Genomic DNA, 13,669 nt, shown 5'->3' on the forward strand with positions numbered 1-13,669 from the left:
AGTTGTCCCATTCTTGATTCTATTGTTCTTTACTATGGCTGAAATTACACCTTCACGACTCTCGGAAATGGCTGCTGATAGCTCTACGTTCCGCCCACTGCGCGGCGGAAGCAATCCGCATTTCCAGACGATGCTCCCGCGATTGATCCGCCGGAAACTGGGCTTTACGCCGACCTGGCAGCGCCTGGAACTGCCCGATGGCGATTTTGTGGATCTCGCCTGGAGCGAAGACCCTGCACTGGCAAAACATAAACCACGGCTGGTGGTCTTTCACGGGCTGGAAGGCAGCCTGCACAGTCCCTATGCTCATGGTCTGATAGAAGCAGCAAAAGCGCGCGGCTGGCTGGGCGTGGTGATGCATTTCCGTGGCTGCAGCGGTGAACCTAACCGCCTTAACCGTATTTATCACTCTGGCGAAACCGAAGACGGCACCTGGTTTTTGCACTGGCTGCAACGGGAGTTTGGTCAGGTCCCTACCGCGGCGGTGGGCTATTCGCTGGGCGGCAATATGCTGGCCTGCCTGCTGGCGAAAGAGGAAAATCGCGCCCCGCTGGATGCTGCGGTCATTGTCTCTGCCCCCTTTGTACTGGAAGCGTGCAGCGCCCATATCGAAACCGGCTTTTCACGGGTGTATCAGCACTATCTGCTCAACCTGCTGAAAGCCAATGCGTCGCGCAAACTAAAAGCCTATCCGGGTTCCTTACCCATTGATTTACGGCAGTTGAAACGTCTGCGTCGTCTGCGCGATTTTGATGATGCGATTACGGCGCGCATCCATGGTTTTGCCGATGCGATTGACTATTACCGCCAGTGCAGCGCCATGCCGTTGCTGAATAAAATCAGCAAACCGACGCTGATCATCCATGCTAAAGATGACCCCTTTATGGATCAAAATGTGATCCCCGATACGCAGACATTACCGCCGTCGGTAGAATATCAACTCACCGAACATGGCGGTCACGTGGGGTTTGTGGGCGGCACGTTACTTCACCCGGAAATGTGGCTGGAGAAACGTATCCCCGACTGGCTGCAAACTTATCTGGAAAGCTAAATGATTATTCCCTGGCAGGACCTGGCGCCTGAGACGCTCGACAGCCTGATTGAAAGCTTTGTCTTGCGTGAAGGCACCGATTATGGTGAACATGAGCGCTCACTCGAACAAAAGGTCGCCGATGTGAGACGGCAACTTAAAAACGGTGAAGCCGTACTGGTGTGGTCAGAACTGCACGAAACCGTCAACATTATGCCGCGCTCGCAGTTTCGCGAGTAACTGACTGGCGGCTGGCTTCGTCTACAACAATGGTTTACTCAGGGAGCTGCTATGTCCGCTAAACATCCGGTTATTGCCGTAACAGGTTCCAGCGGTGCGGGAACCACCACCACCAGCCTCGCGTTTCGCAAAATCTTTGCTCAACTGAATTTGCATGCCGCCGAGGTTGAAGGTGACAGTTTTCATCGCTATACCCGCCCTGAAATGGACATGGCAATTCGTAAAGCCCGCGATTTAGGTCGACATATCAGCTATTTTGGCCCGGAAGCGAATGACTTCGGCCTGCTGGAACAAACGTTTATTGAGTACGGACAAACCGGCACAGGCCAGGCACGAAAATATCTGCATACCTACGATGAAGCCGTTCCCTGGAACCAGGTTCCCGGTACGTTCACCCCCTGGCAGCCCCTGCCGGAGCCAACAGATGTGCTGTTTTATGAAGGGTTACACGGCGGCGTGGTGACGCCCCAGCACGATGTCGCCCGCCACGTCGATCTGCTGGTAGGTGTGGTGCCCATCGTCAACCTCGAGTGGATGCAAAAGTTGGTCCGCGATACCAGCGAGCGTGGCCACTCCCGTGAGGCAGTGATGGATTCGGTGGTTCGATCGATGGAAGACTACATCAATTTCATCACCCCACAATTTTCCCGCACCCATATTAATTTCCAGCGTGTGCCGACGGTGGATACCTCCAACCCGTTCGCCGCCAAAGTGATCCCATCGCTGGATGAGAGCTTTGTGGTGATTCATTTTCGTAATCTTGAAGGGATCGACTATCCCTGGTTACTGGCGATGCTGCAGGGTTCGTTCATTTCACACATGAATACGCTTGTGGTGCCTGGCGGCAAAATGGGGTTAGCAATGGAGCTGATCATGACACCGCTGGTCCAACGGCTGATGGAAGGGAAGAAGATTCAATAGGCCTCCAGCCGACACAACCTCTGTAACCCCGGTAAGCGCGGCGCCACCGGGGAATGTGTCGGATACGCGACGCTTATCCGACCTATGTTCTCAGGCCTCAATCACCTCATATGAATGCGTGATTTTCACCGCTTTCTCCAGCATTAATGCCACGGAGCAATACTTCTCGGCAGAGAGATCCACCGCGCGCGATACCGCCGCCTCTTTCAGCTCTTTGCCGGTCACGATAAAGTGCAAATTGATATGCGTGAACAGACGCGGAGCCTCTTCACGACGCTCTGAGGTCAGCTTCACTTCGCAATCTTTCACATCGTGGCGGCCTTTCTGCAAAATAGATACAACATCGATAGCGCTGCATCCGCCTGCTGCCATCAGCACCATTTCCATCGGGCTTGGGGCTTTGTCGCCTGAGTTACCATCCATCAGGATCTGGTGCCCGGACGCAGACTCGCCAAGGAACGTTAAACCTTCTACCCATTTCACACGAGCTTGCATTTTTAATTCACTCCGGAGTTACAGTTTTCTTTACAGATTACGCGCACATAAGAAAACTCGCAACGGAAGGCGACCTGCGTCAAGCTGAAGCGAGACACCAGGAGACACGCGACAAAAGCTATGCTAAAACAATCACGATGCTACAGTGATACATTGACGTTATGCATGTATGCAGAGGACATCACATATTACAGGCCGCAGGCATGTCTGACGGTCCACTTCCCAGGTATGGGGAAGATAGATTGCAACCCCGGACGCGATATGTGAATCCAGCGTCTGGAGCCAGCTTATAACAGAGGATAACCGCGCATGGTGCTTGGCAAACCGCAAACAGACCCGACTCTCGAATGGTTCTTGTCTCATTGCCACATTCATAAGTACCCGTCGAAGAGCACGCTGATTCACCAGGGTGAAAAAGCGGAAACGTTGTATTACATCGTCAAAGGCTCAGTGGCTGTGCTAATCAAGGATGAAGAAGGTAAAGAGATGATCCTCTCTTACCTTAACCAGGGAGATTTTATCGGTGAACTGGGTCTGTTCGAAGAGGGTCAGGAGCGCAGTGCATGGGTACGCGCTAAAACCGCTTGTGAAGTGGCCGAAATCTCCTACAAAAAATTCCGCCAGTTAATTCAGGTGAACCCGGATATCCTGATGCGCTTGTCTTCCCAGATGGCGCGTCGCCTGCAGGTCACCTCGGAAAAAGTCGGTAACCTCGCCTTCCTTGATGTGACGGGCCGTATCGCACAGACGCTGCTGAATCTGGCGAAACAACCGGATGCAATGACCCACCCGGACGGTATGCAAATTAAAATTACCCGCCAGGAAATTGGTCAGATCGTTGGCTGTTCCCGCGAAACCGTCGGCCGTATCCTGAAAATGTTGGAAGATCAAAACCTGATCTCCGCGCACGGTAAAACCATTGTCGTGTACGGTACACGTTAATTCTCAAGCGGCGCATCGCCCTTAACGATGCGCCGTTTTTGTCTCTCTTCCCCATGTGGCGCAGGCTGATTTATCACCCCGAAATCAACTATGCACTGCGACAAACGCTGGTGTTATGCCTTCCTGTGACCGTGGGTCTGATCGCGGGTCGTCTCGATCTTGGTCTGCTGTTTTCTCTCGTTCCCGCCTGCTGCAATATTGCCGGTCTGGATACTCTGCATAAACGTTTCTTCAAACGCGTCATTATCGGCGGCACGCTCTTTGCTGGCAGTAGCCTCACCGTACAACTATTACTGACGCAAAATATTCCGCTGCCGCTGATTCTGACCGGATTAACGCTTCTGCTCGGCGTTACAGCAGAAATCAGCGCATTACACGGGCGGCTTCTACCCGCCTCGCTCATTGCCGCCATTTTTACTCTCAGCCTCGCCGGTAACATGCCCATCTGGGAGCCGTTGCTGATTTATGGGCTGGGTACCCTGTGGTACGGCGCGTTTAACGCCTTCTGGTTCTGGCTGTGGCGAGAGCAACCACTGCGTGAATCCTTGAGCCTGCTGTATCGCCAACTGGCGGACTATTGCGAAGCGAAATACAGTTTACTGACGCAGCACGTCGATCCAGAAAAAGCCCTTCCGCCACTCCTGGCACGCCAGCAAAAGGCGGTGGATATGATCAGCCAGTGTTACCAACAACTGCATATGCTGGCGGCGAATAACAATAACGACTATAAGCGGTTACGCCGCGTCTTCCAGGTGGCGCTGGACTTACAGGAACATATTGCCGTCAGCCTCCACCAACCGCAGGAAGTGCAGGAGCTGGTCGAACGCAGCCATGCCGAGGAAGTTATCCGCTGGAATGCGCAAACCGTTGCCGCGCGGTTACGGGTCATAGCCGATGATATTCTTTATCACCGCTACCCCAAACGCTTCAATATGGATAAACAGATTGGCGCGCTGGAGAAAATTGCCCGCCAGCACCCGGATAACCCGGTTGGGCAGTTTTGCGCCTGGCATTTCAGCCAGATAGCCCGGGTTCTGCGTACCCAGCGCCCGCTCTATGTCCGTGATCTGATGGCGGAGAAGCAGCGCCGTTTGCCCCTGATCCCGGCCCTAAAAAGTTATCTGTCGTTGAAATCCTCCGCCTTACGTAATGCGGCACGCATTAGCGTCATGCTCAGTATCGCCAGCCTGATGGGCAGCGCGCTCCATCTGCCTAAACCTTACTGGATCATGATGACGGTGATGTTTGTTACGCAAAACGGTTATGGGGCGACACGCGTGCGCATCCTGCACCGGGCGGCAGGCACCATGGCCGGGCTGATCATTGCCGGCGCGACGCTGCACTACCACGTACCGGAAGGCTTCACGCTCACCGCGATGCTGATCGTCACCCTGGTGAGCTATCTGATTATCCGCAAAAGCTACGGCTGGGCGATGGTGGGTTTTACTCTCACCGCGGTCTATACGCTCCAGTTGCTTACACTGAATGGCGACCAGTTTATTGTTGCTCGTCTTATCGATACGTTGATCGGCTGCCTGATTGCTTTTGGTGGCATGGTCTGGCTGTGGCCTCAATGGCAAAGTGGCCTGCTGCGAAAAAATGCTCATGACGCGCTGGAAACTTACCAGGATGCCATTCGGCTGATCCTGAGCGATGATCCCCAGGCGACGCCGCTGGCCTGGCAGCGCATGCGGGTAAACCAGGCGCATAATGCGCTCTTTAACTCGCTTAATCAGGCCATGCAGGAGCCAGGTTTTGATACACGTTACCTGGCAGACATGAAGCTGTGGGTCACGCACAGTCAGTTTATTGTCGAACATATTAATGCAATGACCACGCTGGCGCGGGAGCACACCATGCTCACGCCGGAACTGGCTCAGCGTTATCTGCAGTCCTGCGAAATTGCCCTGCAACGTTGTCAGCAGCGGCTGGAGTATGATGGTCCGGGAAGTTCAGGAGATGTGAATATTCTGGAGGCGCCAGAGAGCATGACGCATGGCCCAATGAGTACGCTGGAGCAACATCTGCAACGGATCCTGGGGCATCTGAACACCATGCACACCATTTCTTCGGTGGCCTGGCGTCAGCGCCCACATCACGGCATCTGGTTAAATCGCCGCTTGCGCTCTTAAGCGTTAACCACGTTGGCTACAGCTTTAGCGAAGCGCAGCATACCTTCTGCGATATCGTTCTCTTCAATGATAAGCGACGGCGCAAAACGCATTACGTCAGGACCGGCATTAAGCACCATCAGCCCTTCATTTGCCGCCGCGTTGAGGAAATCACGCGCACGGCCTTTGTACTGCGGTTTCAGTTCCGCGCCAACCAGCAGCCCCATGCCGCGAATTTCGCTGAACAGGTCATACTGCGCATTGATGTCTTCAAGATGCTTAACGAACAGTTCGCGTTTCGCATTGACGCCATTTAAGACCTCTGGCGTATTAATGATGTCGAATGCCGCACCGGCAACAGCACAGGCCAGCGGGTTACCGCCGTAGGTTGAACCGTGGGAACCCGGATGGAACGCGCTGGCGATCTCCTGAGTGGTGAGCATGGCGCTTACCGGGAAACCACCGCCGAGCGCTTTGGCGCTGGTCAGGATATCCGGAGTGACGCCATAGTGCATGTAGGCGAAGAGATCGCCGCTGCGCCCCATTCCACACTGCACTTCATCAAACACCAGCAGCGCTTTGTGTTCATCGCACAGCTCACGCAAGCCCTGTAAAAACTCTGGCGTTGCCGCCGTCACCCCGCCTTCCCCCTGAATCGGTTCAACCACGACCGCACAGGTATGATCGTCCATGACCGCTTTTACCGCATGCAGGTCGTTATAGGGCACATGAATGATATCCGCCGGTTTCGGACCGAAGCCGTCCGAGTATTTCGGCTGACCGCCCACGGTCACGGTGAACAGTGAACGGCCATGGAACGCGTTGTGGAAAGCGATGATTTTGGTTTTATGCGGACTGTGGCGGGTAGATGCATAATAACGCGCCAGTTTGAATGCCGTTTCGTTGGCCTCGGTGCCGGAGTTCATAAACACCACGCGCTCGGCGAAGGTGGCATCGATCAGCTTACGTGCCAGGCGCAGTGCGGGTTCATTCGTAAACACGTTGCTGATATGCCACAGCGTTTCGCCCTGTGTTTTTAACGCCTCTACCAGGGCTGGATGGCAATGCCCCAACGCGGTAACGGCGATACCACCCGCAAAATCAACGTACTCTTTACCCTGCTGATCCCACACGCGGCTACCTTTTCCTTTCACCGGAATAAATTCGGCCGGTGCGAAAATTGGTAGAATGACTTCGTCAAATGTTGCGCGCGTGATTGCACCCTGCTGAGTTGCCATGTAACCCCACCCTTTTTAAACAAGAAGTAGAAGTGAAAATATAATCACGAAATATGCATAAAAAATCACTCAATGGCAACTAAAAATCGGCACGATGCAAAAAGTTATTCAATAACGCATGTCCCTGCTCGCTAAGAATACTTTCCGGGTGAAACTGCACGCCTTCCAGATCCCACTGACGATGGCGAATCCCCATGATCTCTTGTGTCTCGCTCCAGGCGGTCACCTCAAAGCAGTCTGGTAATGAAGGCGGATCGATCAACAAAGAGTGGTAGCGCGTGACGGTTAACGGATTATTCAGGCCGCGAAAAACGCCCTGCCGGGTATGGGTTATCGGAGAGGTTTTCCCGTGCATAACCTGTTGTGCCCGGACAATGCGGGCGCCAAAAACCTGGGCGATGGCCTGGTGACCGAGGCAGACGCCGAGAATCGGCAACGTGCCAGCATAGTGGCGAATAACCTCCAGCGAAATACCCGATTCATCCGGCGTGCAGGGGCCTGGGGATATCACGATCTTTTTGGGGGCCATAATCGCAATATCCGCCAGGGTGATCTCATCATTACGCCTGACCTCGACCTGTGCCCCCAGTTCGCAAAAGTACTGATACAGGTTCCAGGTAAAAGAGTCGTAATTATCAATAAGCAGGATCATGGCGGCCTCATCATTTTAAGCCGCCCTATTCTACTCAGTTTCGACGGCTTCGCTTACCACTTTGCCGAAGATCTCGCACAGCGGTTTTAGGTCACCCATCGCCCCGGTCTGGTTCGCTTTACTCCAGTTTTCCGGGTCGACGCCACGCCAGTCCAGTCGGTATCCGGCATGCAGCGCAAGCTGCTCAAAGAAAATCCGCTGTGCAATGCCATTGCCAATACGAAATGGGTGCAGCACATTGATTTCACAGTAGTAATGCGCCAGTCGCTCAATAAATTCTTCCTTCCCAAGCCCCTGTAGCCACTCTTCGTCTTCAAGCGACTGCATTAACGCATTACCCTCTTTTTCGATGTATTCGAAATGGCAGAAACGCGTATCTCCCTGATAGATATCTACTTCGCGTACCTGTCCCGCCCAGTCGAAGACATCCTGGTAAATATGACGGTGGATGGCGCACAGATGTGGCAGCCCTCGTGCCAGCGGACCCAGTTCCAGCGTGGCGGCACGTAATGCCGTGAACTCCCATGCCGCCTGTTCCAGCCGTTGCGCCTCGCGAATACCCAGCTTGTTGCGCATAACATTGAGGCCAGAGTAGAAGTAAGGATCGCGACCGTCGCCGAATTTATCGCTCATAGTGCCTCCTTAGCTCTTCAATACGCGCCAGCGCTTCATCGGCTGTAAGCGTTACCAGCGGGCTTTCAACGCCTTCAAGACGCCTGCTGGCCTGAAAATTGACATTACGGTCTTGCTCCCAGAGACGGGATTTTTGTCGGTCGGTGAGTTTTTTGGTCATAACGCCTCCCTGATGTCTCGCTCATGTGCCACAAGTATAAGCAGCAATTTCGCGTCACGCAGGGAGGAGAACGCGCACAGGCCGGGCGGCCCGTGCGAAAAAAAGATTATGGCAGGACTTTAGCAGAGAGGATAACAACCGGTTTTGTCGGCACATTCTGATAAGGACCGACGTCGTGGGTTGGAACCTGAGAAATCTTGTCGGCGACATCCATCCCTTTGACAACTTTACCGAATACCGCATAGCCAAAATCACGTTGACCATGGTCCAGGAAGGCGTTATCAGCGACGTTAATGAAGAATTGACTGGTGGCGCTGTCTTTATCTGCGGTACGGGCCATGGAGATGGTGCCGCGCGTATTGCGTAAACCGTTATCGGCTTCGTTTTTAATGGGCGGGTTAGGCTGTTTTTGCTGCATTTGCTCAGTAAAACCGCCACCCTGAACCATAAAACCCGGGATCACGCGGTGAAACGTGGTGTTGTTATAAAAACCGTTATTCACATAATCCACAAAGTTTTTCACCGACACGGGGGCTTTCTGACTGTTCAGCTCCAGTTCGATGTTGCCGGCTGACGTGGTGAGCAGAACATGGGGATCACCTTTTGCCGCCAGTGCGGAAGAGGAGATTGCAGAAAGGGCACAAACAGCCGCAATTGCCGCCAGAGTCGATTTAACCATGAGGTTTCCTTAACGAAATACAGGTAAGAAAGCGAGTGGCTTGATTCTAAAGAGCACTCCGCCACCAGGCCAGCCTTTTACTTAATTTTACGCAATTGAAACATATGTTACGCAGGCTGACCACGCATTGTGTGGTCATTCTGCTATTAGCTTCACTCACTCTTGCGATAAAACGCCACTTCTTCACCGCCACTGTCCGTCTGAATCCAGGTTTGCGCAGGTTGCGTGGTAGCAATCACCCGCCCCTGGCGAATGGACCAGCGCACCGGCGACTGACATCGCACCGCGTCAAAACCGCTCTCAACCGGCAAAATGATCATATTCGCCGGGTTACCCGGCTCAATACCGTAATCATCCAGACCAAAGGTTCTGGCGCTATTATCGGTGATCAACCGCAGGCCATCGTCGATTTGCTGATACCCCATCAACTGGCAAACATGCAGACCCATATGCAGCACCTGCAACATATTGCCCGTGCCGAGTGGATACCAGGGATCAAAGACATCATCATGGCCGAAGCAGACGTTAATCCCGGCGGCCAGCATCTCCTTCACGCGGGTGATCCCACGCCGCTTCGGATAATCATCAAAACGCCCCTGCAGATGGATATTCACCAGCGGATTGGCGACAAAGTTGATACCTGAGAGTTTCAGCAAGCGGAAAAGGCGAGAAGTATAGGCGCCGTTATAGGAGTGCATCGCCGTCGTGTGGCTGGCGGTAACGCGCGCGCCCATCTCCATTTTCAGCGCCAGCGCGGCGACCGTTTCGACAAACCTCGATTGTTCGTCGTCGATCTCGTCACAGTGAATATCCAGTGGCCGGTCATATTTCTGCGCCAGTTCAAAGGCGATATGCAGTGATTCCACCCCATACTCGCGGGTAAATTCAAAATGGGGAATCGCCCCTACCACATCCGCGCCAAGCTGCAAGGCCTCTTCCAGCAATGCTGCGCCGTTGGGATAAGACAAGATACCCTCTTGCGGGAAGGCGACGATTTGCAGGTCTATCCACGGGGCGACTTCCCGTTTCACTTCCAGCATTGCTTTGAGCGCTGTCAGCGTCGGGTCGGAGACGTCGACATGGGTGCGCACATGCTGAATACCGTTCGCCATTTGCCATTTTAACGTCTGCCAGGCGCGCTTTTTCACATCATCATGGCTGAGTAACGCTTTGCGTTCCGCCCAGCGTTCAATCCCCTCAAATAGCGTTCCCGACTGATTCCAGTTTGGCTCGCCTGCGGTTTGGGTGGTATCCAGGTGGATGTGCGGTTCAATAAACGGCGGCAGCGCCAGCCCGCCCCTGGCGTTTAAGACTTCATAACTTTCATGCTGTGGGGCGCTCATCGGGGTAATGTCACCGAAGTGGCCCTTCTCAATCGCGATTTGCCATAGCCCTTTTCGCCCAGGTAAATGAACGTTCTGAACCAGCCAAAGTGGTGTTGCCGTCATGCTTCTACCCCCTGGTTATCACTGAAACGTTGTTTCAGGCAATTGCCATAAATTCACATCTTTTTTTGTACACAATTTCCACAATTCTGAAAAGCCTGACAGATCCGCGACTTATAAAAAACCATCAAAATCAATTATCTACCCATTAAGTGGTAGGTGAAGATGTATTTGACCTGCATCAATAAGTGCCGGGGCTGAATCGTTAAGGTAGGCAGTAATAGAAAAGAAATCGAGGCAAAAATGAGCAAAGTCAAACTCGCTATAATCGGTAACGGCATGGTCGGCCACCGTTTTATTGAGGATCTCCTCGATAAAGCTGATGCCAGCCAGTTCGATATTACCGTTTTTTGTGAAGAACCCCGTAAAGCCTACGATCGCGTTCACCTGTCTTCCTACTTTTCGCATCATACTGCGGAAGAACTGTCGCTGGTACGTGAAGGTTACTACGAAAAGCACGGCGTTAACGTTCTCGTTGGCGAACGTGCAATTACCATCAACCGCCAGGAGAAAGTGATCCACTCCAGCGCCGGTCGTACCGTCTATTATGACAAACTGATCATGGCGACAGGCTCTTACCCGTGGATCCCGCCCATTAAAGGCTCCGAAACCCAGGATTGCTTTGTTTACCGCACCATTGAAGACCTCAACGCCATCGAATCCTGCGCTCGTCGCAGCAAACGTGGTGCGGTGGTCGGCGGTGGCCTGCTCGGTCTGGAAGCCGCCGGCGCGCTGAAAAACCTCGGTGTTGAAACGCACGTTATTGAATTTGCTCCCATGCTGATGGCTGAACAGCTCGATCAGATGGGCGGTGAACAGCTTAAACGCAAGATCGAAAGCATGGGTGTGCGTGTGCACACCAGCAAAAACACCAAAGAGATCGTCCAGGAAGGAACAAGCGCGCGTAAAACCATGCGCTTTGCCGACGGTACCGAGCTGGAAGTCGACTTTATCGTCTTCTCGACCGGTATTCGCCCGCGCGACAAACTGGCGACCCAATGTGGGCTGGATGTCGCGCAGCGTGGCGGTATCGTGATTAACGACACCTGTCAGACCTCTGACCCGGATATCTACGCGATTGGCGAATGTGCGAGCTGGAATAGCCATGTGTACGGTCTGGTCGCGCCGGGCTATAAAATGGCGCAGGTCGCCGTGGATCATATCCTCGGCAATGCTAACGCCTTTGCGGGTGCAGACATGAGCGCCAAGCTGAAACTGCTGGGCGTGGACGTTGGCGGTATCGGCGATGCGCATGGTCGCACGCCGGGCGCACGCAGCTATGTTTACCTCGACGAAAGCAAAGAAGTCTACAAACGCCTTATCGTTAGTCCTGACAACAAAACCCTGCTCGGCGCGGTACTGGTGGGTGACACCAGCGACTTCGGCAATCTGTTGCAACTGGTGCTGAACGCTATCGAACTACCGGAAAACCCCGATGCCTTGATCCTGCCAGCACACGCCAGCAGCGGCAAACCGTCTATCGGCGTGGATAAACTGCCGGACAGCGCACAAATCTGTTCCTGCTTCGACGTCACCAAAGGCATGCTGGTCGCCGCCATCAACAAAGGCTGCCACACCGTTGCCGCACTGAAAGCAGAAACCAAAGCCGGTACTGGCTGCGGCGGCTGTATTCCGCTGGTCACCCAGGTGCTGAACGCCGAGCTGGCGAAACAGGGCATCGAAGTCACCAATAACCTGTGTGAACATTTCGCCTACTCCCGTCAGGAGTTGTATCACCTGATTCGCGTTGAAGGCATTAAATCTTTCGACGAATTGCTGGCGAAATATGGCAAAGGCTACGGTTGTGAAGTGTGTAAACCAACCGTGGGTTCTCTGCTGGCCTCCTGCTGGAACGAATACATTCTGAAACCGCAGCACACGCCGCTGCAGGATACCAACGACAACTTCCTGGCAAACATCCAGAAAGACGGTACCTACTCCGTTATCCCGCGCTCTGCCGGTGGCGAAATCACCCCGGAAGGGCTGATGGAAGTAGGCCGTATCGCCCGCGAATTTAATCTCTACACCAAAATCACCGGCTCACAGCGTATTGGCTTGTTTGGTGCGCAGAAAGACGATCTGCCGGAAATCTGGCGTCAGTTGATTGAAGCAGGCTTCGAAACGGGTCACGCGTATGCTAAAGCGCTGCGAATGGCGAAAACCTGCGTCGGCAGCACCTGGTGCCGCTACGGCGTGGGGGACAGCGTGGGCTTCGGCGTTGAGCTGGAAAACCGCTACAAAGGCATCCGCACTCCGCATAAAATGAAGTTTGGCGTTTCCGGCTGTACCCGTGAATGTGCCGAAGCACAGGGTAAAGATGTAGGCATTATCGCTACTGAAAAAGGCTGGAACCTGTATGTTTGCGGCAACGGCGGGATGAAACCACGCCATGCGGATTTACTGGCGGCGGATCTCGACCGTGAAACCCTGCTCAAATACCTCGACCGTTTCATGATGTTCTATATCCGCACGGCCGACAAACTGACCCGTACGGCCTCCTGGCTGGATAATCTGGAAGGCGGCATCGCTTACCTCAAAAGCGTCATCATCGACAACAAACTGGGTCTGAACGACCAGCTTGAAGCCGAAATGGCGCGCCTGCGCGACGCCGTTATCTGCGAATGGACAGAAACCGTCAACAACCCGCAGGCACAGGTTCGCTTCAAACACTTTATCAACAGCGACAAACGCGACCCGAACGTTCAGGTTGTGGCAGAACGCGAGCAACATCGTCCGGCAACGCCATATGAACGCATCCCGGTCAAAATGGTGGAGGAAACCGTATGAGCCAGTGGAACACTATCTGCAAAATTGACGATATCGTCCCGGCAACAGGCGTCTGTGCCCTGCTGAATGGCAAACAGGTGGCCATTTTCCGCCCGCGTCACGATGACCAGGTTTACGCGATCAGCAATATCGACCCGTTCTTTCAGGCAAGCGTGCTGTCGCGCGGCCTGATTGCCGAGCACAACGGGGAGTTGTGGGTCGCCAGCCCGCTGAAAAAACAGCGTTTCCGCCTGCGTGACGGCATGTGCCTTGAAGATGAAAGCCACTCTGTCGACCACTTCGACGCCCGTGTAAAAGACGGTGTGGTGCAACTTAAAGCGTAATTTTCAGTGGGGG

14 protein-coding genes are annotated in these 13,669 nt (G+C 53.8%); 7 read left to right on the plus strand and 7 right to left on the minus strand.

Annotation, left to right across the window (positions count from 1 at the left end; translation table 11 throughout):
- The first annotated feature begins 67 nt into the window (after positions 1–67).
- From IP582_RS23045 to IP582_RS23055, 3 genes are read left to right on the plus strand one after another with little or no spacing between them, the layout of a single operon-like run.
- Positions 68–1,051, plus strand: a complete 984-nt coding sequence (locus IP582_RS23045) for a hydrolase (protein ID WP_370551814.1) — start codon at positions 68–70, stop codon at positions 1,049–1,051.
- Complete coding sequence (locus IP582_RS23050) at positions 1,052–1,270, plus strand: YheU family protein (protein WP_041851414.1); 219 nt, start codon at positions 1,052–1,054, stop codon at positions 1,268–1,270. It begins immediately after the preceding gene.
- A 51-nt stretch (positions 1,271–1,321) separates the two neighbouring features.
- The gene (locus tag IP582_RS23055) at positions 1,322–2,191 is read left to right on the plus strand and encodes a phosphoribulokinase (protein WP_041851413.1); all 870 of its coding nucleotides are present in this window, start codon (positions 1,322–1,324) and stop codon (positions 2,189–2,191) included.
- A gap of 90 nt (positions 2,192–2,281) precedes the next feature.
- On the opposite strand, the gene IP582_RS23060 is transcribed toward IP582_RS23055, so the two are convergent.
- Entirely contained in the window at positions 2,282–2,686 is a 405-nt protein-coding gene (locus IP582_RS23060) for an OsmC family protein (RefSeq protein ID WP_041851412.1), read from the minus strand.
- A gap of 309 nt (positions 2,687–2,995) precedes the next feature.
- Between IP582_RS23060 and crp the strand changes: the two genes are divergently transcribed.
- Together crp and IP582_RS23070 are read left to right on the plus strand one after the other, a co-directional pair.
- Complete coding sequence (gene crp / locus IP582_RS23065) at positions 2,996–3,628, plus strand: cAMP-activated global transcriptional regulator CRP (RefSeq protein WP_000242758.1); 633 nt, start codon at positions 2,996–2,998, stop codon at positions 3,626–3,628.
- Positions 3,629–3,681: 53 nt separating this feature from the next.
- Complete coding sequence (locus IP582_RS23070) at positions 3,682–5,760, plus strand: YccS/YhfK family putative transporter (RefSeq protein ID WP_041851411.1); 2,079 nt, start codon at positions 3,682–3,684, stop codon at positions 5,758–5,760.
- Here the strand turns inward: IP582_RS23070 and IP582_RS23075 are convergent.
- The 6 genes from IP582_RS23075 to IP582_RS23100 form a co-directional block, all read right to left on the minus strand.
- Positions 5,757–6,977, minus strand: a complete 1,221-nt coding sequence (locus IP582_RS23075; RefSeq protein ID WP_041851410.1) for an aspartate aminotransferase family protein — start codon at positions 6,975–6,977, stop codon at positions 5,757–5,759. The genes IP582_RS23070 and IP582_RS23075 overlap by 4 nt on opposite strands.
- A gap of 79 nt (positions 6,978–7,056) precedes the next feature.
- The gene (gene pabA / locus IP582_RS23080; RefSeq protein WP_193794523.1) at positions 7,057–7,629 is read right to left on the minus strand and encodes an aminodeoxychorismate synthase component 2; all 573 of its coding nucleotides are present in this window, start codon (positions 7,627–7,629) and stop codon (positions 7,057–7,059) included.
- Between the two features lie 30 nt (positions 7,630–7,659).
- Positions 7,660–8,262 (minus strand): putative adenosine monophosphate-protein transferase Fic, encoded by a 603-nt coding sequence (locus IP582_RS23085; RefSeq protein WP_193794524.1) that lies wholly within the window; start codon positions 8,260–8,262, stop codon positions 7,660–7,662.
- A complete protein-coding gene (locus tag IP582_RS23090) occupies positions 8,252–8,422 on the minus strand; it encodes a YhfG family protein (protein WP_064572417.1) in 171 nt (56 codons plus the stop codon). The genes IP582_RS23085 and IP582_RS23090 overlap by 11 nt, the downstream gene beginning before the upstream one ends.
- Before the next feature lie 106 nt (positions 8,423–8,528).
- Positions 8,529–9,101, minus strand: coding sequence for a peptidylprolyl isomerase A (gene ppiA, locus IP582_RS23095; protein WP_041851407.1), 573 nt, complete (start codon positions 9,099–9,101; stop codon positions 8,529–8,531).
- Between the two features lie 152 nt (positions 9,102–9,253).
- Positions 9,254–10,549, minus strand: coding sequence for a cytosine deaminase (locus IP582_RS23100; RefSeq protein WP_193794525.1), 1,296 nt, complete (start codon positions 10,547–10,549; stop codon positions 9,254–9,256).
- 240 nt (positions 10,550–10,789) lie between these two features.
- Here IP582_RS23100 and nirB point away from each other — a divergent pair, with 240 nt between their 5' ends.
- Both nirB and nirD read left to right on the plus strand, forming a co-directional pair.
- A complete protein-coding gene (gene nirB, locus IP582_RS23105) occupies positions 10,790–13,333 on the plus strand; it encodes a nitrite reductase large subunit NirB (RefSeq protein WP_041851405.1) in 2,544 nt (847 codons plus the stop codon).
- A complete protein-coding gene (gene nirD / locus IP582_RS23110) occupies positions 13,330–13,656 on the plus strand; it encodes a nitrite reductase small subunit NirD (protein WP_193794526.1) in 327 nt (108 codons plus the stop codon). Before nirB ends, nirD begins: the two co-directional genes overlap by 4 nt.
- Positions 13,657–13,669 lie beyond the last annotated feature (13 nt).

The organism is Citrobacter sp. BDA59-3 (assembly GCF_015167655.1).
GTDB classification, from domain to species: domain Bacteria; phylum Pseudomonadota; class Gammaproteobacteria; order Enterobacterales; family Enterobacteriaceae; genus Phytobacter; species Phytobacter diazotrophicus.